Source organism: Streptomyces sp. NPDC048623 (assembly GCF_040650755.1).
Classification (GTDB): Bacteria; Actinomycetota; Actinomycetes; order Streptomycetales; family Streptomycetaceae; genus Streptomyces.
Map to the genome: position 1 here is coordinate 37087 of NZ_JBEZHV010000021.1, position 21317 is coordinate 58403.

Here is a 21317-nt window from a genome sequence, read left to right on the forward strand (position 1 = left end):
TGTAAAACGGACTCTACGCCGTTTCGTCTGTCTTTTTCACCTGTCCCACTAGCAGACGGGCGAGGCGCGCCTTCTCTGCATCCGTCCAGGTCACTCGCCGCCAGCTCGACGTAACGGTCTGGCTCACGGAGTCACCCGGCCGAGCCTCGCGCAGGCGACATGGGGGGAGCCGAACTCGCGGTCTCACTATCACATTCGGTTCGGAGAAAGGAATCCTCACGCCGCGATCTCCTCGTACTGCTTGCGGGACATGCTCGTCAGGTGCCATGCACCGTGCTCGCACTGGTACGTACGACCCTCGACCTTCAGGCCGCGCCGGGTACCTCGGACGTCAGCCTTGCGGGTGCGCTTGGCCTGAGCCCTGCCCATCGCCTTCTCGGCGTCGTGGCGGGAGGCGAAGGCGCGCTTCACGCCGCACTCGCAGGCCCGGAAGTCGACTGTCCTGTACGTCACGGTGGTGCTCCTTACTTCTTGCTCTTGGTCTTAGGCGGGTCCTTCACGAACTTCTGGCAGTCGCACTCACCGAGTTGGCACTTTCCGCGGCCGGCGCCGGCCGCGGAGTGGGTGAAGGGCGGATGGCCACAGCTCGGGTCGTAGCAGTAGCCGGGCCAGCCGACCTTGCCGTCGTGGTTGGCGAGGGCGATCCCCGAGGAGGTCAGGGGGATGGCCCGGCCCGCGCCGCCGAAGCTCATCTTCTTGGCGAAGGCTTCAGCCTCGGCGGTGGAGCCGAAGGGCCCGTAGTTCAGGCCCTTACTCCCGTCGTTCCATCGGTGGGTAAGGACGAAGAGGTCTCGCATCTGGAGGATCGAAGCGGACTCCTTCAGCACGGCCTTGGCCATGTCCTCGGGCTTCTCGAATCCCGGGTCCGTCAGGATGTCGACGAGCGCCTGGATCTCGTGCTTTCGGGGGGTGATCCTCAGTGGCTGGCCTCCTCGCTCAGCTCGGGGAAGTGACGGAGCACCTGCGCCTCCGCCCAGTCCCACCACAGCTCGGTATCGGCCGGGCTGAGATCGTCGGACCACCCTTCGAGGTAGTCGGAGCCTCGCTCGGCGAGCGTCCGCCTGACGGCCGCCAGCATCTTGGCCTTGCCCAGGTCGCCCAGCGGCCCGTCGTCCTGAACGTCGTGATACCGGTAGGCGGCGGCCAGTGCGGTGGCCATTTCTCCAAGCCCAACCCGATGCGTCACTCGCAGGTCGAAGCGAAGTCGGCCGTCCCTGCTCATCGTTGCCTTCACTGCTACATCAGTCTCTCTATCACACCTGGTCCGGCAGAAGGCCGGCCAGCTCCCCGAGAAGGTTCCCCAGGTCATCGCGGGCAGCGTGCGAGGAGTCATCGGTCGCCTGGTCGTACTCGCTCCAGGTGTACTTGCCCTCGTCGAGGTCGCCGTCCTCGTTGAGGAAGGACTGGATCGACCTGGTCCGCGCGTCCTCGCGGCCCTGATAGTGGTCGATGAGGGCGCGGAGCTGGTCAGTGACGCTGAGGGTGGTCTCGGTGGTGCCCACTTCGGTGGTCCTCTCGGATTCGGCGACTGCCCGCACTCCGTAGCGGCGGGCCATGACGTAGGTACGAACGTTCCAGGTGGTGCCGGAGGGTTTGCAGAGATCGATCCAGTGGCCGGCCCGCTTGTGCACGACGGTGGCCTGGGGATCGAGGCCGACGACGACCGTGCCATCGGGCAGCGCGTCGAGTTCTGCGATCCGCTTGATGGCTGTCACTCTATCACACTCACATCAGGCGGCAGAGGAGAAGTGGCCGGCAAGGACGGTCACGCCGAGCAGGCGGTCACGCAGGTCGTCGAGGTCTCCGTCGTTGCGGAGGACTGCGTCGAACTTCCAGTTCTTCAGGGCCACTTCGGAGGCGTAAGTCACGCCGCGCGCATCCCTGGCCGGGCTGACGCCGGGCCGGTCGATCCAGATGACTACGCCTCCGCGGGACTGGACGGCTCGTGCCTCGTTGGGGAAGCGGACGTCGCTCACGACCAGGGCCTCGCGCTCGGGCTCGTAGTCGTTGAACAGGGCCTCGACCCAGATGTCCTCGCCGAACGTCACGCGGCCGGCGTCGGTACCCGTGGCGTGCAGCAGGCGCCGAACCTCGGGGAACCTGTCCTTCGCTCCGTCCCAGCCGTACGCAGCGATCAGGTTGACCAGGCGGACCGGCGGGACTCCGGTGTGGGTGGGGACGAGCGGGTTCTGGCGGTACAGGAACGCCTTCAGGCGGTCGGCGAAGGCGTCGCGCCTCCAGCCTCCCTCGACGAGCACCTGTGCCGCCGCGTCCTTGCCGGACCGGGCGTAGCCGGCCAGCCCTACGAGCAGTGCGTGTGTCACTTCGGGTCCTCCTGGTCTGGGTCGAGCAGATCGGCGGCGTACGTCACCCCGAGGGGGACGTAGAAGTTCCGGCCCGTCACGTCAGGGATCTCGTGGGTGCGGAGCTTCGCGGCCCACTCTCGGCGGACGGCATCGACCAGTTCGTCAAGCTCCTGGCGCCGGTCCTCGTATTCCTGGCCGTACAGTCCGCTGGTGATCTTGGCCATCGCGGTCTCGATGTCGGACCGCCAGTGCGGCTCGCCGTTCACGTACCTCCAGCCGTTCACGCGGCACCCGCCAGCTCTTCCAGCTCGACCGGGGTCAGGTTGATGTAGTGCTCGCCGTTCGCGTACGTCACCTGAAGGTGGGAGATGCGAACGCACAGCCGCTCTCCACAGGTTGGGGAAACTCGCGTGCCCTTGGGCAGGGGGCCGAATGCGATGAGCCATGCGACCCGGCCGGCGGTCTGGTTGTAGCCGTTGTAGCTGAGCTGGCCGAGGCCGGTCGCCTTGCAGACGCCGCCGGTCCAGAGCTGGTGGCCACCGGACCAGGTCACGGCGCTGGCAAACTTCTCCTCGTCACTCTCACCCTTCAGGTACTTCGGGGCGGCGGCTATCTCGGCGGTGCGGACGTACTCGCGGATCGGGATGTCCTTGCCGACATGGCCCCATCGGGCCATGCGAGTTCGGTGGGCCATGCACAGCCCGTCACTGTGGCGGGCGTCGTTCTTGCACTGCACGCCTGCACTGCTGGTCACGTAGCACTTCACGGACGTGGCCCTCTCGCTCGTGGGATGGTTCGGGGAGCGGGTGCCAGGGACTCGAACGCCTGGTGTCTGCCGGTCACCCTGAGCTTGTCGCTCTATCACACCTGGATCTCAGGAAGTCTCGCGGAATCCGTCGAAGCACTCGATGTACGACGTGTCTCCGACCTTCGCCCAGCACAGCCGGTGCCCGAAGACGGTGCCCCAGTCCTCCCGGCCGGCCTTCTGCCTCTCCTGAGCCCAGGCGGCCCGCTCGGCCTCGACGTTCAACTTCTGGTCGAGGTAGGTCACCTTCCCTTCGGCGTCCACCCAGTACGAGTGACCCTCGCCGTTCCCGCGCCGGGCCGCGTCCCAGAAGCAGTTGTTCGAGTCGGTGTCCTCCTCCGGGCACGGCCGGGTCGGGAGCTGCGGGGTGGTGACGGTGGCGACGAGGATCTCGGACTGACCGGCGGGCTCGGGCTGGCTGGTCTCCTGGGCGACGCCTACTCCCACTCCCCCGACGAGGGCCGAGACGACGGCGATGACGGTGATGGCGGCGGTGGACAGCTTCATGACTGCTTCTCCTTGGAGTTCAGGCCGAGCGAGGGGAGGCGGAGGGCGCCGGTTCGGGGCGGCTGCGGAAGGGGCGGGAGCCGGTACTGGTAGGCGATGAGCATCGGGATCTCGTTGGGCTTGGCGACCCCGTTGTTGACGGCGGTCATGTAGACCTCGGCGAACTGGGTGACCGCCCGCTTCACGATCTCGCTTGGGGTCAGGCCGGTCGGGGCGAGGATCTGGAGGGCTCGGGCCAGGTTGGCGTCGACCCGTGAGGCGAGCTGCTTCGGGGCGGTCATGCGACCAGCTCCTCCAGCTCCTCGGGGATGACCTCGCCGTCCTTGGTGATCAGCTCGGCCTCGATCAGACGGTCCGCGGTCCTGCCGTAGGAACCCTGGAGGGTCCACGCCATGCCGCTGCGGATCAGGGTGGCGAACAGGTCGAGCGTCTCGTGGTCGTCCAACTCGTCCAGCTCGTAGCTCATCAGGTCGATCGCGATGTCCTTCATGCGTCCCATCTCGGGCCCTCTCGTATCGTTGGAGGTAGGGAGGGGGGCCGATCTCACCTCGGCCCCGCTCCCGTCAGTCGTTCAGGTCAGGCAGCCAGCTCGTCGATGCGCTTCTGCCAGCGCGATGCCTCGGCCTGTTCCTTTTCGGCGCGCTCCTGGAGCTGCTTCGCCTTGACGTCGTGCGAGTCGCGCTCCCACTCGAAGCGGAGACGGATGCTCTCGGTCTTCCAGTCGGGGTGTTCGGCCTCGAACCTCTTGAGCGTCGCGACTTCCAGCTTGGCGAGCACGCCGTAGGTCGCCGTCTCGTAGTCAAGCTGCTTGCCCTTGTCGTTGCGGCGACCTCGGGCGTAGCTGGCGACGTCGGTCGACCAGTTCATCGTCAGCCCGTGCCGGTCGAGATGCCCCTGCCCGTCAGGCAGGCGGTCGTAGGTGTACTCCGTGGTGTACTTCCGGCCCCGGACCTTCAGGAAGCCGTGCTCGACCTCGCTCTTGAACTCGGGGTCGGAGCTGATCCGGACGCGAGGGATCAACGTCTCGATCGTCTGCCGTTCGTCGTTCTTCCAGTCGATCTCGGTCTTGCGCTTCGCCATCTCGATGGTGACGTACAGCGTGCCGCCCTCGACCTCGTACTCGTACGCCTCGCGCTCGATCTTCATCGTGCTTGCGCCCTTCGGGCCACTGCTCGCGGACTGTCCGCGATGGCGGGAGCCGGGGACTCGAACCCCGGCGTCTGCCGGTCTCCCTGGGCTGGTGTTGCCAACCTAACACACTGGTCTGTCTATCACACTCAGCCGTAGCGAACTTCGTCGAAGATCGCGACCTGCACGATGATGTCAGCGGCCCCGGCGTCGATGTGCGCGACGTCGATCCCGTGCAGCTCTTCCCGATCGATCCAGGACTGGATGATGTAGCCGTGGTACTCGCGGTTCACGTACTCCTGGTTCAGGTCCAGGAGCTTGGCGTATGCGACCCGTATCTGGGCTCGGCTCAGGTAGTGGACGGCCTCGACCTCGCGGCTTCCTCCGAAGACTTGATCCTCCTCGCCCTCGACGATGACGTACTGCTTGTCGGAGGGCAGGCCGGCCCGCTCCGCGGCCGTTGGTTCGATCGCCCAGTAAGTGATCCCTCCGTACGCGGCAACGTCGATGATGCCCTGCACGTTCTCGTCAGTTACGGCCTCGGCGATGCGGTCTGTCAGCACGACGGTCATCGGTCAGTCCCCTCCGGTCCGGCAGGAAGACGGAGCATGGCCTGCCTCGTGGTGTAGTCCTTGATGCGCCCGCCGTTCATCGAGAAGCCGAACCGGCGGTAGAACCGGCGCAGGCGGTCGAGGCTGGTGGCGCCGAATTCACGGGTCGGGGAGAGGGACATGGTCACCCCTCGAAGGTCGGCCTCGGTGATGAGGAGGGTCATGACCCGCGAGCCGATCCCCTGGTTGCGCTTCTCTCGTGGCACGATGATCTTCTCCAGCGACAAGTGGTTCGCGCTGTCCACGTGGACGAAGAAGTCGACCTCGGGCGCTTCGGTTGCGACGCGCTCGCGTAGTGGGGCGAGCCAGTCGGGGTCAAGGCTGGTGTAGCCAGGTTTGAGCATGATTGGGCTCCTGCGTGTGAGGGTTCGCTCAGTAGCCGAACTCGAAGGTCATGCCGCGCAGTTCGGGGGCGGTGGACTCGACGATCTCGACGTCGTACCAGGAGTCACCCTCCGTCCAGCCGGTGCCGGTGTGGGGGAAGATGTGGTCGTAGTCCCACTCTTCGCGGGCCTCGGTGCCCTCCGCGGGGACCGGGATCGGGACGGTCACGGTCGGAGTGGTGACGATCTCCATGCCGGACTCGTACCGGTTCTCGATGTGCAGCCTGACGGTGGCGGTGCCGGTCATCAGGAGGCCGCCATGACGCGGAGGGCGTCCAGGTAGTCCGCAGCCAGGTCGCGCAGGTAGTCGCGGATCTCGTCCTCGTCGAACAGGCGGGGCTGGTCGCGGTCGCGGTCGCCCTGGGTCTCGTCGTACTCGTGGGCGTGCAGGTCATCCCAGTCCTCACCCTCGGCGTGGCCCAGGAGCCAGGTCACGGCGGCCTCCTCGTGGCCGGACACATGCAGGGCGAGGGCGATGTCGTTCGCCTCGGAGCAGGTGAACTTCGAGCCGACGCTATCGGCGGTCATGCCGTCGCCGAAGACGCCGGCGAGCGGGCGGAAGGCTTCGACCAGCAGGCTGGTAGAGATGGACACGGTCTCTCCTTGGGGTGCTGCTCGCGGGACAGGCGTCCGCGATGGTGGGCGCCGGGGACTCGAACTCCCGGTGTGTGCCGCTCGCCCTGGGGGTGGGAGTGTCAGGCTGCGAGGAGCGCAAGCTGGCCCTCGATGGGCGCGTTCAGGTGCTCGTTCGCCAGCTCGCTGAAGTAGGCGTCTCGCGCTTCGCGGTAGAAGTCGGCGACCTTGTCCGAGTCGACTGCGCCGTCCGCAAGCTGGCCGTACAGCTCGCCCAGCTCCTCGTACGCACGCTGGCCGATGTCGGCGGTCTGCTGCTCGGAGTCGTAGTCGTACTCCCGCTGGGCGTCCGAGAGGGCCTCGTTCACGTTGGACTGGAACCGCTCGTACTCGCGCTCGGAGTGGTCCGACTCGTCGACGAAGGGGTAATCCTGGAGTCCGCTGATGATCTCGGCGGCCTCGACGAACGCCGGGGTGAAGGTGCGGGGACCGTTGCATTCGCCGTCGCACTCGACGCGGCACCACATCGCGCAGTACCGATCGTTCTCGTTCTGGGTGCAGTGGTCTTCGTGCTCGAACCGGCCGGGTCCCTCGCAGTCGGCCGGGCATCCACCCTCGTAGACCTGGACATAGATGGTGCGCAGGGAGCCGAAGGCGAAGTGCCGGGACGACCCGTCGATGACGTGCTCGTCCGAGACCTCCGCGTCCGGCCGGCCAGCGTTGGCAGCCGCACGGATGCGGTCCAGGGCGGAGAGGTAGTTGGACTCCTCCAGGAGGTCGTCGCTCCGCTCGGCCCAGTGCAGGACCGCGCCGTGGGTGGTGAACAGCCGGTCATCCCAGAAGTAGGCGTCGGCCGGGCGGGTCAGGGCGTGCTCGGCAATCTCCGTCAGGGTGTCGCGGTCGAGGGAGGGCATGGGTGTCCCTTCGAGTGGGTGAGGTGGGGTTGAAGGATTGGAGGCGATGCCTGCCGTCCTGGTGGGGGCCGAGGACTCGAACGCTCGGTGTGGGCCGCTCCCCCTGGAGGTCGCTGGGTTACTCCAGCTCAAGCTCGATGTCGCCGAAGTCGGCGTCGTAATCGCGGAGTTCGAAGTCCCCCCGAGCGCTGAGGCTGGCCTCAAGCCAGTACCGGGCGTCGTCCTCCGTGAAGTCGGAGCCGTCCTCCTTCTGGAGGCCCTCGAAGTTGAAGCGCACGGTGAGCGTGCCCTTGTAGCTGATGCTCAGGGGGTCCAACCCGATGGCCTCGGCCTGCTCGGAGATGGCCTCGCGATGCTCGGTCAGGCCGTGCTCGTCGATCAGCTTGACCAGGAGGGCACGGGCCTCGGTGCGGAGCTGGGCGAACTTGCTGCGAGCGGCGTACGCTTCGCCGCCTTCGCGCTCGACCTTCTCGCGCAGGTTGGAGATTGCGGCGTCGCGCTGGCCGATCTGGCGAAGTGCGGTGTCCCGTTCGTGGGTCATCAGCTCCAAGGCATCGCGGGTCTTCTGGAATTCGATCTCCAGGGCCGCAACGCTCTGGGCGGTGGGGACGGCGGCCTTGTCGAAGGACACGGTCATCACTCATTCCTTTCGGTCTCTCTATCACACTCGGTGTGTGCAGAGGCAGCGGGAGCCGGGGACTCGAACGCCCGGGGTGTGCCGCTCTCCCTTACCGGCGGAGCCGGTGAGTCATGCAGCGGCCTGCGCGGGGACGGGCAGGGCCATGAAGACGACGTCGGGCTGGCCGGGCGTCCAGTTGGGGACGCGCTCGGTCTCGACGAAGCCGAAGCCGCGGTAGTACGTCGGCAGGAAGCCGTCGAAGCAGTCGAGCAGGTGGGCGCCGTGATCGATGGCGGCCTGGACGAGGGGCGCACCTCTGCCCTTAACGAGGGAGAACAGTCCGATGAGGGTGCCGTCAGCGGTGACCCCGAAGCCGGCCTGACTGTCGGCGGACAGGAAGTACCGCGCGTCGTCCGGCATCTCTTCCGGCTTCGAGGTGGCGTCGGCAATGCGGCCGGAAAGAGCGCGGGCCGATCGAAGGGCGAACTTGTAGCGGCTGGCGGTGGCGTGTCGGATCACTGGGGGTCCTCCGATGCGATGTTTGTTTATCACACATGGATCTGCTGAGCGGGCGCCCCGGACTTGCACCAGGGATGTGGCTACTCACGCCCTGCCGACCATGGTCGACGCCTACTTCTTGCGGGCCTCAACCGAGGACCACCAGTCGCACTGATCGGAGTCGCACGTGACCGTGCGATACCGCCCGTCGCAGTCCCACTCCCAGGTGGTGGGGCGGGCGATGCAGCCGAAGCACAGGGTCTCGTCGTTCTCGACATAGGAGGCTTTGTGCTTGACCTCCAGGCGCACGTCGTGGCCCTTCTCCCGTTCCTGGCGGATGGCACGGATGGCGCGGGCGGCGACCGACCGGCGGGCACCCAGCTCCGTGATGGAGGGCTCGCCCTCGCCGAAGAAGTAGAAGCGGAGCTCGTATCGGTGCTCGATCCTGGGCACCGGGTGGGGCACGAACGGGTTACGCATGATCTCCCTCTTTCGTTGTACGTCTATCACATGTCAGCCGAGCGAGCGGCGCAGTTCACGGTGCAGGCGCACCAAGGCGGCCTCGTGGTCCGCGATGAGTCGCCGAAGCTCGCCGGCGTCGCGGCGAACGCGCGGCTTGCGCGGCTCAACGGCCTCACGTTCCTGGTTAAGGCGGATGCGCGACCACCGGTCGCCCTTGTTCAGCCAGGCGTACAGCTCGCCCCGCTTGACGTACGCCATGCCGCCAAGCGACTGGACCTCAGGGAAGTCCTGATGGCGCTTGTGCCAGTTCGTGACGCAGGCACGGGTGACTCCAACTTCGCGAGCAACATCGGCCAGGCACAGGTAGTCCGTGGCCTTGTCGAGCGATACGGGCACGATCCTCCTTCGGTCGCGGCGACGAAAGACCCTTGTCTCTCTATCACATCTAGGGTTAGGTCAACCGCCGATCGGCCGGGACCTGGTGCCCCCTCACGCCATGACGCGCGGGCCACACCCTTACGGGCAGACCGGGGGCTGCATGGAATCCTCTCGATTCCCGCCCCGGCCCATGCGGGCCGGGGCGCTGCGGGTCTTACTGGGCGAGGTTCACCAGTCGCCTCCCGGAGCGTTCAATACTGGCTGCTCACGGCGTGGACTGGCGGGCTCCGACCCTCCCCTTATCCGGCAGGGCCAGTCTCTCTCTGGCCCGCTTTCCGGCGGTCGGTCTGGGCAGGTTCCCCATCCCGTCCGGCAGGCGGTCGAAGCCCCGGCACTCACGGTCGACGCACGACTACCGGCAACCCACGGCGGACACCCGCCCTAGGTCTCGCCCACCCCACAAGGGGGCAGGGAGCCAGGTCGTGCAACGGTGGGCTAGCTCCGACCCCTACGGGCCGGTCCCACTCTCGGAGGCTGTACCTCTACAGGTGATCACGGAACGCTCACCGCCCCATGGTGGGGGCGACTGGCACTTTGAGCTAGGGAAGGGTGCCCTCCCCACGGCGCTCGCCGCACTTCCTTGGCCTATGACCGAATCCTCTTACTCGCCCCACACCTTGCGGCTGCGACATCCCTTGCGGGGGCCGGGGTGAGCGACATGCAGTGCTCGTGTGCGCTGACCCTGGGGGCCTTGCGCTTTCGTCAGACTATCACACTCTGACTTTGGGTTAGTCCCCATTGGGTCCGGTCGACTCACGCTCTCTCTGCGTGGCCGCCCCGGTCATCCCTGGGGACTTGGCTAGACCCTAGTCGAGTCTGGCCGGGTGTGCAAGTGAGACCAACGTTATCCGCGCTACCGGTTCCCGGCGGGTGGTGCGTTGCGCTGGGCGCTCCCAGTGGGGGTCTCCGTGTCGCCGTACTGCCTGGCGACGGGTCAGAGTTTGTCACACCAACACACCGAGCGCCAAACGTGCAGGTCAGCGGCGGTCTGAGCGGCTCTCTCGCGCCCGTTCGCGGGGTCTCTAGGTAGATGGCCCGGCCCCGGTCCGATCGGCCGTGACGCGGTCGCGTGCGGCTGCCCTGACTGCGCGGCGCGGCGTGCGTGACGGGCGCGCGAGAGTAGCAGAGGCCGAGGGCGCGGGCAGGGGGTGGGGGCATGACCCCTTCGGCGTGCGGCTCCCGATCGCCTCGTGATAGCAGCCAAGATCGCGCCACGGTTTCAGAGTCGATCAGGGGCGCCGGCCGCATCGCCCCGGAGCGCATCGTTGCAGGCCAGAGCCACCGTCGGAGCGCCGCGGAGCGCTGCACACAGTGGGCCCATCGGTGCGCCGCCGAAGCGGCGCCCATCCGTCAGTCGGCCAGCACTACATGGGCGGCTACGCCGCCCCGGCCTGGTGAGCCGGCACCGCTCGGTGCGCCCGGTAGGGCGCTCCGCGGCTTCGCCGCTTCGCTACCTCACCGCCGTCGAGTCCAGCTCGGGACCGCCGCCGCGAGGCGGCGCAGTCTTCTGACTGGCCAGTGTGTAAGTGTGACAGGCGTCACGGGGAGTGGCCCGCAAACGGGCCAAGATCGTTTGCATCCCTATATATGTAAGACGTTAGACGGCGAGACGAGCTTGCAGGCTGGAGGCCCTGTCGGGCCTCGCCAGTCGCTTCCGACTGACGTAGTGCGGGCTTGCCAGTCAGGGCGCGAAGCGCCCACTGAACGCAGCCACGTACTTCTACAGACTTCCCCTCGGGTCGACAGCCTTGAGCAGCTGCCTCTTCAGGCAGGACGTCGTCGAGGGGATCAGCTTCCACGGCCAGGAGGTGATCGTGCCTCAGTGGCGTGACTCAGACCGGCGGAGCCGGCTCCCAGCAGACTGGGAACGGATCAGGAGCCGAGTCCTTCGGCGGGACGGGCATCGCTGCACAGCGCGTGATCAGTACGGCGTGCGGTGCGACGAGCTGGCCACCGACGTGGACCACATCATCGCTGGTGACGATCATCGAGAAGCCAACCTTCGATCGCTCTGCGGATGGCATCACCAGCGGAAATCATCACGCGAAGGAGCCGAGGCCAGCGCCCGCAAGCGCCGGCAGATCAGCAAGCGGTTCCGACGCGACGAGGCTCACCCGGGCCTCCTGTAAGACCTGGCAGCTCCGAGTTCCTCCCCCTGCTCGTTGAGCGCCAGCCGGCACCCCAGGGCCTCCTCTCCCCTGGCGCGGTGCCTCGCCCCTCGGCTCGTTACCCCGAGGGGCTCGACTTCATCGGAAGGAACTACCGCGTGACCATCTGGTCCTGGCTGTGGGTCGGATGGCTCGCGGCCTTCTGTGCGATCGAGGGCAGGGCCCTCTTCAACAAGACCGAGGGCGACACCCTCTCTGAACACGTATGGAAGTGGTTCGGGACGGCCCGGATCGCGAAGGCCGCGGGTCAACCGACCGGCTGGGTCCGGCTGCGCCGCTTCGCGCTGCTCGCGTTCATGGCCTGGCTATCCGTGCACTTCCTGACGGGCGGCCTGGTGTGACGGGACGCCCTCGGCATCCTGCCCTGAAAGGAGGTGGCCGGTGGGCGCTCGTGGCCCCGTTCCAAACCGTGAAGAAGACCTCGCGCGCCCCCGGTCGCGTAAGGGCGCCGATCAGCAGTCGGTGACCAGGGGCGAGATGAAGCCGGTCAAGATCCCGAACGCGGATCGCGACTGGCACCCGATCGCGCGCCGGCTGTGGGACTCGCTGAAGTCCTCCGGGCAGGCGGACTTCTACCAAAACTCCGACTGGGCCTTCGCGTACTCACTGTGCGAAGACCTCTCCCACTACAAGAAGTCGGGCAAGAGATCGGGGCAGATGCTCCAGACGATCTACTCCGCCTTCGAGCGACTCCTGGTTGCCGAGGGAGATAGGCGCCGCGTGCGCATCGAACTTCAGGAACCCGAGCCGGAAGAGACGCCGGCCGCGGTCCTGGCCATCGCCGACTACAAGAAGGATCTCGGGCTCTAGCAGTGAGCCCCGCTGGAGAGTCGGGGCTCTCGCCAGCGGGGCTCGTGATCACTCTCGACTGGCCTTGACTTCGTCGCGCACTGCGCGAACAGACCGGATCGCGGTGATCATCTTCTGGGAGAGGGCGGGAACCTGGTCGAAGAGGTGCCCCACAACAGTGAAGCCCCCAACGACCGCAGCCGTTCCCACAGTCACCCAACCCGCCAGCTCCATGTAGCTCCTTTCAGAGAGGTGTTCGGCGAAGGCACCGAGACATCCGCCCCCGGCCCCCTAAACAGGGGCGCGCGTCCGGTATCGCCTTGATCAGCGCCGCACCCTCTTCATGAACCACAGGATTTTTTGGGCGACTTGAGTCTATCCGCCTCGGTCGGCCCTGTCCGCATGTCCTCGGAGGTGAGCCGTGGCTGCATCGCCGCTCACTGTTGAGGAGATCGACCTTCTTGAGCCTGAGTTCATCGGTCCCACCTGGCAGCGCGACACCTTCGGGCGTTGGGTGCTGCCCCACAAGACTCTCGGATGGCAGATCGCCGGCTGGTGTGCGGAGTGGCTCCGCGCGGAGGACGGCGGCCCCTGGAAGTTCACCAAGGAGCAGCTCCGCTTCGTCCTCCACTGGTACGCCGTGGATCAGAGCGGCAGGTTCACCGCCCGCAAGGGCGTGTTGCAGCGGATGAAGGGCTGGGGCAAGGACCCCCTGCTCGCCGTGCTCTGCCTTGTCGAGCTGTGTGGGCCGTCGCGCTTCTCCCACTGGGACGAGACCGGCGAGCCGGTTGGCGTGGCCCACCCGCGTGCGTGGGTCCAGGTAACGGCCGTCAACCAGTCGCAGACCACGAACACGATGGCGCTGATCCCCTCGCTAATGAGCGACGAGTTCAAGGCCAAGTACAACATCAAGGACGGCGCAGTCCTGATTCGCGCCAACGGTGGCAAGTGCCGGCTCGAAGCCGTCACGTCGTCGTACCGCGCCCTCGAAGGGAAGCGGACCACGTTCGTACTGCTCAACGAAACCCATCACTGGGTCGTTGGGAACACCGGTCACAAGATGTACGAGACGATCGACGGTAACGCCACCAAGCAGGACAGTCGTTATCTGGCGATCACGAACGCTTACCTCCCGGGCGAGGACAGCGTCGCCGAGCGGATGCGCGAAGCCTTCGAGAAGATCCGCGAGGGCAAGGCGATCGACATCGGCTTCCTCTACGACTCGATCGAGGCGCACCCGAAGACTCCGCTGACGCCCGAGGCGTTGCGGATCGTGCTGCCGAAGATCCGCGGTGACGCTGTCTGGCTGGTCGCGGAGACGATCATCCAGTCGGTTCTCGACACGACGATCTCGGCCTCGCGGTCGCGGCGTATGTGGTTGAACCAGATCGTCGCCGAGGAAGACGCCCTGTACGGGCCCGAGCAGCTCGCCGAGATCCTCCACGAGGGCGCGGTCCTGGCGCCGGGCGACGAGATCGTCATGGGCTTCGACGGCGGCAAGACGGACGACGCGACCGCCCTGGTCGCGATCCGCGTCAAGGACATGTGCGCCTTCGTCCTCGGCCTGTGGGAGAAGCCCGATGGCCCTCGCGGTGAGGGCTGGGTGGTACCTCGGGCCGCGGTCGACTCCGCGGTTCACGACGCGTTCCGGGTGCACAACGTGCGCGCTTTCTACGCCGACGTGGCGCTGTGGGAGTCGTACATCTCCGAGTGGTCGGAGACGTACGGCGAGGGCCTGGCGGTGAAATCACCGGCCTCGAAGGACGCGATTGGCTGGGACATGCGCTCCTCGCTGAAGTCCTCGACGATGGCGCACGAGCGCCTGATGCGCTCGATCTTCGACCGGAAGCTCCGTTACGACGGGGACCTGGCGCTGCGCCGGCACACGCTGAACGCCCGGCGCCGGACGAACAACTACGGCATCTCGTTCGGCAAGGAGTCGCGCGAGAGCCCCCGCAAGGTCGATGCCTACGCGGCCCTGATGCTCGCGCACGAGGCGCTGTATGACCTGCGCGCCCGCGGCAAGAAGGTCCGTCCTCGCACCGGTCGCGGTTACTTCATGTAGCCGTGTGATAGTGAGACATGGAAGGTGGTGAGGCCATGGCCGACACCAGCCCCGCATCGCTGGCGAAGGAACTCCTCGCCATCCTCGACCGCGACGAGCATCGTCTCCAGCGGATCGACGACTACGTGCACGGCAAGCACGACGACCCGTACATGCCCCCGCAGGCCGACGACGAGTACAAGCTGCTCGCGAAGCGGTCGATCTCGAACTGGATGCCGCTCCTGATCGGGACGCCGGCTCAAGCCCTCTACGTGGACGGCTTCCGTCCCGGCGCGGGCGGTTCGGACCTGCCGGCCGCGCCAACCAGCACCACTACGGAGTGGGCGCACTGGCAGCACTCACGTCTCGACGCGCGCCAGGCGGCGATCTATCGGGGTGCACTGTCGTACGGCCACAGCTTCGTCCTAACCGAGAAGACGAAGAAGGGCGTCGTCTCCAAGGGCCTGTCCGCGAAGAAGACGGCGGCCCTGTACGAGGACCCGGCGAACGACGAGACGCCCTACGCGGCGCTGACCATCGTGTCCTGGGCGAAGCCAGACGTGCCGGGCAAGGCCCGCATGTGGGACGGGAAGCGCGAGTACGCGGTCAGCTTCAAGTCGCTGACCGACCCAGACGGAATCAGTGTGGCGGCCGGCAAGGCGCATGGTGCGAGCGAGTGTCCGGTCACCCGGTTCGCCGCGTCCGTCGACTTGGAGGGTCGCACGGTCGGTGTCGTCGAGCCGATGATCCCGCTCCAGAACCGCATCAACCAAACGATCTTCGACTTGCTCGTCGCCCAGACCTACGCCTCGGTGAAGGTCCGCACGGTCACCGGCATGGCGCCGCCCATGCAGACCGAGCCGGTCGTCGAGGGTGGCGAGGTCGTCGGCGCGAAGGTGAAGCTCGATGAGAACGGCAACCCCGTTCCTGCTGCGGTCTTCCACAACGCGCGCCGCTTCCTGTTCGCCGAGGACCCCGACGTCAAGTTCGGCAGCCTGGACGAAACCCCGCTCGGGGGCTTCATCGAGTCGATCGACATGTCGATCCGGCACTGGGCCGCGATCTCGCAGACCCCTCCCCACATGATGTTGGGGCAGATCGCCAACTTGTCAGCAGAGGCCCTCCTCGCCGCGGAGGTGGCCCTGGCCCGCAAGATCGCCGAATTCCGCAACGGGTTCGGCGAATCGTGGGAGAGGGTCTTCCGTTTGGCCGGCGAGCTGGAGGGCAACGCCTCCGCCGCCGACGACTTCAGCGGTGAGGTGCAGTGGCGGGACATGGAGTCGCGCTCGCTCGCGCAGGCCGCTGACGCCCTGGGCAAGCTGGCCGAGCAGCTCGGTATCCCGAAGCGTGGCCTGTGGAAGCGCGTCCCGGGTGTGACCCAGCAGGAGTACGAAGACTGGCTGGACATGGCCGAGGACGACGACTCCGTGGGCCAGCTCGCCAACGCGCTAACGCGGGCCACCCCGTCCGTAGCATCCATACCGGCGACGCCTGAAGTCGAGGCGGTTGCCGCGTGACGAGTCCAGCCCGGCAGGCTGAGGCTGATAGCGCATCCGTCGCCTTCCAGGCGGCGCTGACCCAGATCGGGGCCGGCACCGTCGAGGAGGCGCTGAAGCTGTGGCAGTCGGTCCCCGTTACCGCGAGGGCCGCCACCTCCACGGCTTGGCTGCGTCGCGCCATCACGCTGGTGATGACCCGGCGCCGCATGAGCCGGGATCTTGCCCGCGCCTACTACCGTCTGGTCCGCGCGTTGCGGACCGGGACCACGGTTGCTGACCCGTACCACCCAGAGCCCACCTACGTGACTCTGGACGTTCTGCGGCGAGAGTTCGCCGCGCTGGTCGGAGATGTCGAAGGCGGCTCCCTGGAGGAGCGGTCTGACTCGGCGTTCTCCGCTCCCATCACCTCCTCGCCGGCCGCGAGCGGCAAGTCCGTGGACGCCGGCGAGGAGGGCCAGGACGACTCGACCCAGGAGGTCGACGACGACCTGGGCGACGACCAGATCCTGGTCGAGGAGCTACCCGGTCTGCGTGAGGACGAGGAACGGATCGAGCGCGAGGCAGAGGACGAGGCGAGTTTGATCCTCGATCTCCTCGGGCCGGCGAACCTGGAGCGCAAGACCTCAAGCCTCGACGAGAACGAGTCCGCGAAGGACGTCGACAAGGCCCGTGAGGAAGCCCACCGTCAGGCGGGCGCCAGGCAGGCCGCGGCGGCGGCGCGCATCGCCAACAACGGTGGTCGGTCAACGGTCTGGAACCACATGGCCAAGGACCGTCTCGTCATCGGCTACATCAGACTTTCGCGCACCGGCACCCCTTGTGGGTGGTGCGCGATGCTCATCTCCCGCGGTGCTGTCTACCGGTCCCAGAAGAAGGCCGGCCCGTCCCTCGCCGACCTGGAGTCCGGCACGTACGCGGACGGCGACAAGTTCCACGACAACTGCAACTGCTACGCCGAGCCGATCTTCTCGCGCGAGCAGTACGGAAGCTCGGACCTCTACGAGCTGAACCGCCGGTATGAGGCGCTGTGGCCCAAGGTCACGAAGGGCCTCTCCGGCAAGGCGGCTGTGTCCGCCTGGCGCCGGTTCATCCGGCAAGAACAGAAGACCGCAGCCCAGGAGGCGCGGCAGACACCCCCCAGCGTCCAGGAGGCGTGAGCGTGCCCGAGCAGGAAACCCCCAGCACCGAGACCGAGCAGACCGTCGAGACGACCCCGGAGGACGAGGTCCCCAAGGATGACGAGACGGAGCAGAAGCCGGCCGACGACTCAGTCCCGGCCGACGTGCTGCGCAAGAAGCTGACCGAGGCAAACGCCGAGGCGGCCAACTACCGCACGAAGCTCCGGGACGTGCAGGCCAAGCTCGACTCGGCCAAGACCGTTGAGGAGTTCGAGGCGGCCACGGCCGAGCTGAAGGCGCAGGTCGAGACGCTGGAGCGGCAGCTCCTGCTCAACAGCGTGGCGGCCAAGTACGAGCTGCCCGAGGCCCTGGCAAAGCGCCTGGCTGGCGCGACGGCCGAGGAGCTGGAGGCGGACGCGAAGGAGCTTCAAAAGCTCATCGCCCCGCCAGCCCCCGAGTCCCTCGGTGGAGGTCTGACGCCGCCTGACGGCAACGACGACTTCGACCCGGTCAAGGCCGCTCGTGCCGCGCGCAGGCGCGGTTACTGAACACCTCCTCTCTCCTGGCCCAGGTGTGTTAGTGAGACACGCCGAGCCTCCCCCTCCCCTACCGACAGGAGAACCACCCCGTGGCCTACACGCCGCACGACGTCATCAAGCCGGAGAAGCTCGCCGCGACCGCAGCGGTCGCCCTCGAAGAGTCGCTCGTCGTCCCCGCCGTCTTCCAGCGCGAGGGCGTCGACCAGTTCAAGGGCGCCAAGGGCGACGCCATCAACGTACGGGTGGAGGGGGTCCTCCCCTTCCGCACGTACGGGTGGCGCAACGACCGGTCGACTGAGATCCAGTTCGACACCTACGCCGAGAAGACCGTCCAGGTCACCTTCGGCGGCGACATCTACTCGGCCGTCCAGCTCACCGACGAGCAGGAGGCGTTCGACCTCAACGGCTGGGCCAAGCTGATGGCCAAGCAGACCGAGGCGGTCGGCAAGGGTCTGGAGTACCAGGCCGTCGACTACCTGCTCGACGCTCCGTACGAGATCACGCTGGCCGGCGCCAAGTCCGGCCGCGACCTGCGCGGCACCCTGATCCGTGCCCGTGAGGTCATGAACAAGCTCCGGGTGCCAGCTGAGCAGCGGACCCTTCTGGTCGGTTCCGGCTGGGAGACCGCGCTGCTCTCGGACGACAAGCTGAACCTCGCCTCGAACGTGGGCGACGCTGAGGCCGTCTCCGCGCTGAAGGAAGCCACCATCGGCCGGCGCTTCGGCTTCAACATCGTCGTCTCCAACGAGCTGCCCGCGGACTTCGCCGTCGCGATGGTCGGCTCCGCGTTCATCTTCGCGACCGGTGCCCCATCCGTCCCGCAGTCCGTCCCGTTCGGTGCTGCCGCGTCCTACAACGGCGTGGCTCTGCGCTGGATTCGCGACTACGACGCGACCCGCATGACGGACCGCTCGATCGTGAACACCTACAAGGGCTTCCGCCTCGTCGAGGACAACCTGATCGGCCGCGACGCCAACACCCACCAGGCGCATGTCTCCGAGTACCAGCACTTCGTCCGCGCGATCAAGCTCGACCTCGACGCGACCGACGACGTTCTGCCGGACCCGGACGGCCCGGACGCGAAGCAGAAGGAGCTGGCTGCGATCACCGGCATCGCCGGCCCCGCTGACGGCGCCTCCGTCTGATCGAGCCCACTGAGCCAGGACCGGGTGTGATAAACGTCCACACTCGACCCTGGCTCGCCCCGACGACCAAGGAGACACCGTGGCATACGCCAGCCTTGACGACCTGAAGGGGCGACTCGACTGGACGCTGGACGCCGACGAGGAGCGCATCGCGACGTCGGCCCTGGAGGACGCCTCGAACCTCGCCGCCCACTACGGCCGCGACTGGCCCGAGCTGTCCGTTCCCCGCATGGTGCGCACCCTCGTGCTGAAGGCGTGCAAGCGGTTCATGTCCAACCCGGACGGCTACACGCAGTCCCGCGCGGGCGACGAGACTCTCGGCTGGAACGACGCCGCAGGCGAGAACGCCGGCACGGTCTACTTCACCGACGAGGAGACCCGCCTCCTCGCCTCCCTGGCCGGCCGCTCGACCGGCCTCTACACCGCAGGCGTCACCGCCTGGCAGAGCGCCATCCGCACCGTCTCGGCCGGCCTCGTCCCCGCCTCCCACAGCAAGGACGTCCCCCTGTTCGCCGACGGACAGGAGCCCTGGTGAGCAGCCTTCAGCGCAGGCGCGGCGTACCGGCCAAGGTCTGGAAGACCGTCGAGCACATCGACAGCCGGGGCAACAAGATGCTCGTGGCCGACCCTGCGGGCCCGATCGAAGTCCGTTGCGCGCTCATCCCGCAGCGCTCGGCCCGCGCCGAGGTTCCCGGCCAACAGCAGATCAACATCACCCGCATGATCGTCGATGCCCACATACCCGACGTGACCTTGTGGTCGCGGGTTGAAGTGCTCGGCACGCAGTGGGACATCGTCACGCCCCCGGCCTACCACCACGGCACCCGCAAGACGCGGCACTGGTCGATCGACATCCGGGAACGCCCGTGAGCATCGACTGGGAGCAGGCCGTCAAGGGCAAGAAGCTCGAACAGTTCCTCGCCATGATGGACGGCGTCCAAGGCGCGGTCGAAGAGAGCCAGTTCGTCATCGGCGTACGCGCAGAGGAGAACCTCGCGGCACTGCGCTCGGGCAGGGACACCAAGGACGACGTCAAGGGCGCGGAGATTAAGACCGATCGCGGCCGGATCGACCGGTACGTGATCTTGGAGGACGTCTCCTCCAGCCGCCAGGGCGGCAACGTGAACTCGGCCCTCTCTATCGAGTTGGGCCGCAACGCCTACGACGTGACCCTCCTGTCCCCGGACGGCGAGACCGTCAACGAGTACACGGTCGGCGCCAAGGGCGGCTCGTACATCCTCACCGACGCCGCGCGACTGCCACGCCGGAACAAGGGCGGGGCCAAGGTCAAGCGCCACGTCAAGATCCGCATGAAGAAGGGGGGTCGAGTCCGTGGCCGGCCTTCCCGCGGAGATTAAGGCCCTGGCCGAGCTGTCCCCCGTCGAGGATCTCCTCCTCGCCGTGCTCCGGGACGGCCTGCCAGGCATCAAGGTCCAGTCGCTTATCGAGCGCGACCAGCAGTTCCCCTTCGTCCTCGTCCGCCGCGACCCGTCCTTCGGGCTGTGGGCGGGCGATACCCGATTCACCGACTCCGCCCGCGTGGTCGTGCAGACCTTCTGCGAGGACCCGGACGGAGACGCAGATGCGGCGATCCTCGCCGAGGCGGTCCGCGTAGTCCTGCGCGAAGCGTGGCTGAACCAGAAGGTCTATCCCGGTCGCGGCCACATCACCCGCGTGGACCTCGCCTCCGCCCCTCGGCGGGCTACCGACTGGGCGACGGCGAGCGGGCCCGTTCAGTACGCCGACCTGCCCACGGGTGTGTGGCGCTACGAGACGCAGTACGACGTCGAGATCCGCAAGCCACGCACCCGCCCGTTCCCCCTCCCTTAACCGCTACCCCGCACGCACCAGGCCCCGGCCGCGCACAGCGCACCGGGGCTTCTTCGCGTGCGCGAGTGAGGAGTCCCCTCAGTGGCACTGAACGACGCCGCAACCCTCGTCATCGGCTCGGGCAACTACCTGACCGCCCCCGTCGGCACTGAGATGCCGGCCGACCTCCTGACCCCGCTCTCCCCGTGGGAGGCCGTGGGTCACACCAGCCTGGAGGAGATCTTCTCGATCACCTCCGAGGGCGGCGAGGCGACCACCATCGGATCGCTTCAGAACAAGAGCCTCCGCACGAAGTACAGCGCGCGGACCGAGTCCATGACTTTCACGCTCCAGCAGTTCGACGTCGAGGGTCTGAAGCTCTACTACGGCTCGAACGCGCCCGTCCTGCCAGACGGCTCAGTCGGCGTCCCGACCGACCCGGTACCGACCACCGCGGCCTTCCTCGCCGTGTTCGTGGACGGCGAGAACGTGTTCGCCTTCTACGCCCCCAAGGCCGAGATCTACCGAGGTGACGACCTGTCCTTCGGTGACACCGAGTCCCTCGCCGGCCTTCCGCTCAGCGTGAAGCCGATGCCGCACGGCGCGAACGCCTGGTCGTACGCGATCACCCCGCTCGGCACCGTCACCGCGACCGGCGCCACCGCCGGCACCCCGGGTTCCTTCACCCCGGTCGGCGCCTCCGCCCCGGCGAGCCTCGCCGGCATGACCAGCGTGACCGCATCCCCGGTGACCGCCTGGACCACCGGTCAGCACGTCGTCCTCGGCGACGCCTCGAAGGCGTACTGGGACGGCGACTCGTGGGAGCCCGGCCAGGCCGCCTGATCCTGCACTCCCCCAGCGCGTGAGCGGTGCGCGGACCTCCTCACGCGCTGGGGGCCTCCCCTGCGGAGGCACTCCCCTCATGGTCCGCCGCCTTCCCTCTTTCCCCTTACTCCCTGGAG

General features: G+C 67.3%; 32 protein-coding genes. 12 read left to right on the top strand and 20 right to left on the bottom strand.

Annotation, left to right across the window (positions count from 1 at the left end; genetic code table 11):
* Nucleotides 1-216: 216 nt before the first annotated feature.
* The 20 genes from AB0C73_RS26640 to AB0C73_RS26735 form a co-directional block, all read right to left on the bottom strand.
* Nucleotides 217-453, bottom strand: a complete 237-nt coding sequence (locus tag AB0C73_RS26640; RefSeq protein WP_362534847.1) for a hypothetical protein — start codon at nucleotides 451-453, stop codon at nucleotides 217-219.
* 11 nt (nucleotides 454-464) lie between these two features.
* Nucleotides 465-839 carry a hypothetical protein gene (locus tag AB0C73_RS26645; protein WP_362534849.1) on the bottom strand — a complete coding sequence of 125 codons (375 nt, stop codon included), beginning with the start codon at nucleotides 837-839 and terminating at the stop codon, nucleotides 465-467.
* A gap of 77 nt (nucleotides 840-916) precedes the next feature.
* A complete protein-coding gene (locus AB0C73_RS26650; RefSeq protein WP_362534852.1) occupies nucleotides 917-1159 on the bottom strand; it encodes a hypothetical protein in 243 nt (80 codons plus the stop codon).
* Nucleotides 1160-1253: 94 nt separating this feature from the next.
* Nucleotides 1254-1715, bottom strand: coding sequence for a hypothetical protein (locus tag AB0C73_RS26655; RefSeq protein WP_362534855.1), 462 nt, complete (start codon nucleotides 1713-1715; stop codon nucleotides 1254-1256).
* Nucleotides 1716-1730: 15 nt separating this feature from the next.
* Nucleotides 1731-2324, bottom strand: a complete 594-nt coding sequence (locus AB0C73_RS26660) for a hypothetical protein (protein ID WP_362534858.1) — start codon at nucleotides 2322-2324, stop codon at nucleotides 1731-1733.
* The gene (locus tag AB0C73_RS26665) at nucleotides 2321-2590 is read right to left on the bottom strand and encodes a hypothetical protein (protein ID WP_362534861.1); all 270 of its coding nucleotides are present in this window, start codon (nucleotides 2588-2590) and stop codon (nucleotides 2321-2323) included. The genes AB0C73_RS26660 and AB0C73_RS26665 overlap by 4 nt, the downstream gene beginning before the upstream one ends.
* A complete protein-coding gene (locus AB0C73_RS26670; RefSeq protein WP_362534864.1) occupies nucleotides 2587-3060 on the bottom strand; it encodes an HNH endonuclease in 474 nt (157 codons plus the stop codon). The genes AB0C73_RS26665 and AB0C73_RS26670 overlap by 4 nt, the downstream gene beginning before the upstream one ends.
* 120 nt (nucleotides 3061-3180) lie before the next feature.
* Nucleotides 3181-3618, bottom strand: a complete 438-nt coding sequence (locus tag AB0C73_RS26675; RefSeq protein WP_362534866.1) for a hypothetical protein — start codon at nucleotides 3616-3618, stop codon at nucleotides 3181-3183.
* Nucleotides 3615-3899, bottom strand: coding sequence for a hypothetical protein (locus AB0C73_RS26680; protein WP_362534868.1), 285 nt, complete (start codon nucleotides 3897-3899; stop codon nucleotides 3615-3617). Before AB0C73_RS26680 ends, AB0C73_RS26675 begins: the two co-directional genes overlap by 4 nt.
* Nucleotides 3896-4108: a hypothetical protein gene (locus AB0C73_RS26685; protein WP_362534871.1), complete on the bottom strand. Its 213-nt coding sequence runs from the start codon at nucleotides 4106-4108 to the stop codon at nucleotides 3896-3898. Before AB0C73_RS26685 ends, AB0C73_RS26680 begins: the two co-directional genes overlap by 4 nt.
* Before the next feature lie 86 nt (nucleotides 4109-4194).
* Nucleotides 4195-4764, bottom strand: coding sequence for a hypothetical protein (locus AB0C73_RS26690; protein ID WP_362534873.1), 570 nt, complete (start codon nucleotides 4762-4764; stop codon nucleotides 4195-4197).
* Between the two features lie 131 nt (nucleotides 4765-4895).
* Nucleotides 4896-5318 (bottom strand): hypothetical protein, encoded by a 423-nt coding sequence (locus tag AB0C73_RS26695; protein ID WP_362534875.1) that lies wholly within the window; start codon nucleotides 5316-5318, stop codon nucleotides 4896-4898.
* Entirely contained in the window at nucleotides 5315-5701 is a 387-nt protein-coding gene (locus AB0C73_RS26700) for a GNAT family N-acetyltransferase (protein ID WP_362534878.1), read from the bottom strand. Before AB0C73_RS26700 ends, AB0C73_RS26695 begins: the two co-directional genes overlap by 4 nt.
* Nucleotides 5702-5729: 28 nt before the next feature.
* Nucleotides 5730-5987 carry a hypothetical protein gene (locus tag AB0C73_RS26705; protein ID WP_362534881.1) on the bottom strand — a complete coding sequence of 86 codons (258 nt, stop codon included), beginning with the start codon at nucleotides 5985-5987 and terminating at the stop codon, nucleotides 5730-5732.
* Nucleotides 5987-6334: a hypothetical protein gene (locus AB0C73_RS26710; RefSeq protein ID WP_362534884.1), complete on the bottom strand. Its 348-nt coding sequence runs from the start codon at nucleotides 6332-6334 to the stop codon at nucleotides 5987-5989. The genes AB0C73_RS26705 and AB0C73_RS26710 overlap by 1 nt, the downstream gene beginning before the upstream one ends.
* Nucleotides 6335-6435: 101 nt before the next feature.
* Complete coding sequence (locus tag AB0C73_RS26715) at nucleotides 6436-7227, bottom strand: hypothetical protein (protein ID WP_362534887.1); 792 nt, start codon at nucleotides 7225-7227, stop codon at nucleotides 6436-6438.
* A gap of 118 nt (nucleotides 7228-7345) precedes the next feature.
* A complete protein-coding gene (locus AB0C73_RS26720; protein WP_362534888.1) occupies nucleotides 7346-7864 on the bottom strand; it encodes a hypothetical protein in 519 nt (172 codons plus the stop codon).
* 111 nt (nucleotides 7865-7975) lie between these two features.
* Entirely contained in the window at nucleotides 7976-8365 is a 390-nt protein-coding gene (locus AB0C73_RS26725) for a hypothetical protein (protein ID WP_362534891.1), read from the bottom strand.
* A 111-nt stretch (nucleotides 8366-8476) separates the two neighbouring features.
* Nucleotides 8477-8824 (bottom strand): hypothetical protein, encoded by a 348-nt coding sequence (locus AB0C73_RS26730; protein ID WP_362534893.1) that lies wholly within the window; start codon nucleotides 8822-8824, stop codon nucleotides 8477-8479.
* A 33-nt stretch (nucleotides 8825-8857) separates the two neighbouring features.
* On the bottom strand, nucleotides 8858-9202 hold the full coding sequence (locus AB0C73_RS26735) for a hypothetical protein (protein WP_362534895.1): 345 nt from the start codon (nucleotides 9200-9202) through the stop codon (nucleotides 8858-8860).
* A gap of 2308 nt (nucleotides 9203-11510) precedes the next feature.
* Between AB0C73_RS26735 and AB0C73_RS26740 the strand changes: the two genes are divergently transcribed.
* The 12 genes from AB0C73_RS26740 to AB0C73_RS26795 all read left to right on the top strand — a co-directional run bounded on the left by AB0C73_RS26740 (nucleotide 11511) and on the right by AB0C73_RS26795 (nucleotide 21198).
* A complete protein-coding gene (locus tag AB0C73_RS26740) occupies nucleotides 11511-11753 on the top strand; it encodes a hypothetical protein (RefSeq protein ID WP_362534897.1) in 243 nt (80 codons plus the stop codon).
* 121 nt (nucleotides 11754-11874) lie between these two features.
* Nucleotides 11875-12222, top strand: a complete 348-nt coding sequence (locus AB0C73_RS26745) for a hypothetical protein (RefSeq protein WP_362534899.1) — start codon at nucleotides 11875-11877, stop codon at nucleotides 12220-12222.
* Between the two features lie 400 nt (nucleotides 12223-12622).
* The gene (locus AB0C73_RS26750) at nucleotides 12623-14266 is read left to right on the top strand and encodes a terminase (protein WP_362534901.1); all 1644 of its coding nucleotides are present in this window, start codon (nucleotides 12623-12625) and stop codon (nucleotides 14264-14266) included.
* Between the two features lie 35 nt (nucleotides 14267-14301).
* Complete coding sequence (locus tag AB0C73_RS26755) at nucleotides 14302-15762, top strand: phage portal protein (protein ID WP_362534904.1); 1461 nt, start codon at nucleotides 14302-14304, stop codon at nucleotides 15760-15762.
* Entirely contained in the window at nucleotides 15759-16901 is a 1143-nt protein-coding gene (locus AB0C73_RS26760; protein ID WP_362534907.1) for a hypothetical protein, read from the top strand. Before AB0C73_RS26755 ends, AB0C73_RS26760 begins: the two co-directional genes overlap by 4 nt.
* 2 nt (nucleotides 16902-16903) lie before the next feature.
* Entirely contained in the window at nucleotides 16904-17410 is a 507-nt protein-coding gene (locus AB0C73_RS26765; RefSeq protein WP_362534910.1) for a hypothetical protein, read from the top strand.
* 80 nt (nucleotides 17411-17490) lie between these two features.
* The gene (locus tag AB0C73_RS26770; RefSeq protein WP_362534913.1) at nucleotides 17491-18546 is read left to right on the top strand and encodes a hypothetical protein; all 1056 of its coding nucleotides are present in this window, start codon (nucleotides 17491-17493) and stop codon (nucleotides 18544-18546) included.
* A 79-nt stretch (nucleotides 18547-18625) separates the two neighbouring features.
* Complete coding sequence (locus AB0C73_RS26775) at nucleotides 18626-19081, top strand: hypothetical protein (protein ID WP_362534916.1); 456 nt, start codon at nucleotides 18626-18628, stop codon at nucleotides 19079-19081.
* Entirely contained in the window at nucleotides 19078-19416 is a 339-nt protein-coding gene (locus AB0C73_RS26780; RefSeq protein WP_362534919.1) for a phage head-tail adapter protein, read from the top strand. Before AB0C73_RS26775 ends, AB0C73_RS26780 begins: the two co-directional genes overlap by 4 nt.
* Nucleotides 19413-19904 carry a hypothetical protein gene (locus AB0C73_RS26785; RefSeq protein ID WP_362534921.1) on the top strand — a complete coding sequence of 164 codons (492 nt, stop codon included), beginning with the start codon at nucleotides 19413-19415 and terminating at the stop codon, nucleotides 19902-19904. The genes AB0C73_RS26780 and AB0C73_RS26785 overlap by 4 nt, the downstream gene beginning before the upstream one ends.
* Nucleotides 19879-20376 (top strand): hypothetical protein, encoded by a 498-nt coding sequence (locus AB0C73_RS26790; RefSeq protein ID WP_362534924.1) that lies wholly within the window; start codon nucleotides 19879-19881, stop codon nucleotides 20374-20376. Before AB0C73_RS26785 ends, AB0C73_RS26790 begins: the two co-directional genes overlap by 26 nt.
* Nucleotides 20377-20457: 81 nt before the next feature.
* Nucleotides 20458-21198 carry a hypothetical protein gene (locus AB0C73_RS26795; RefSeq protein ID WP_362534927.1) on the top strand — a complete coding sequence of 247 codons (741 nt, stop codon included), beginning with the start codon at nucleotides 20458-20460 and terminating at the stop codon, nucleotides 21196-21198.
* Nucleotides 21199-21317: the final 119 nt, after the last annotated feature.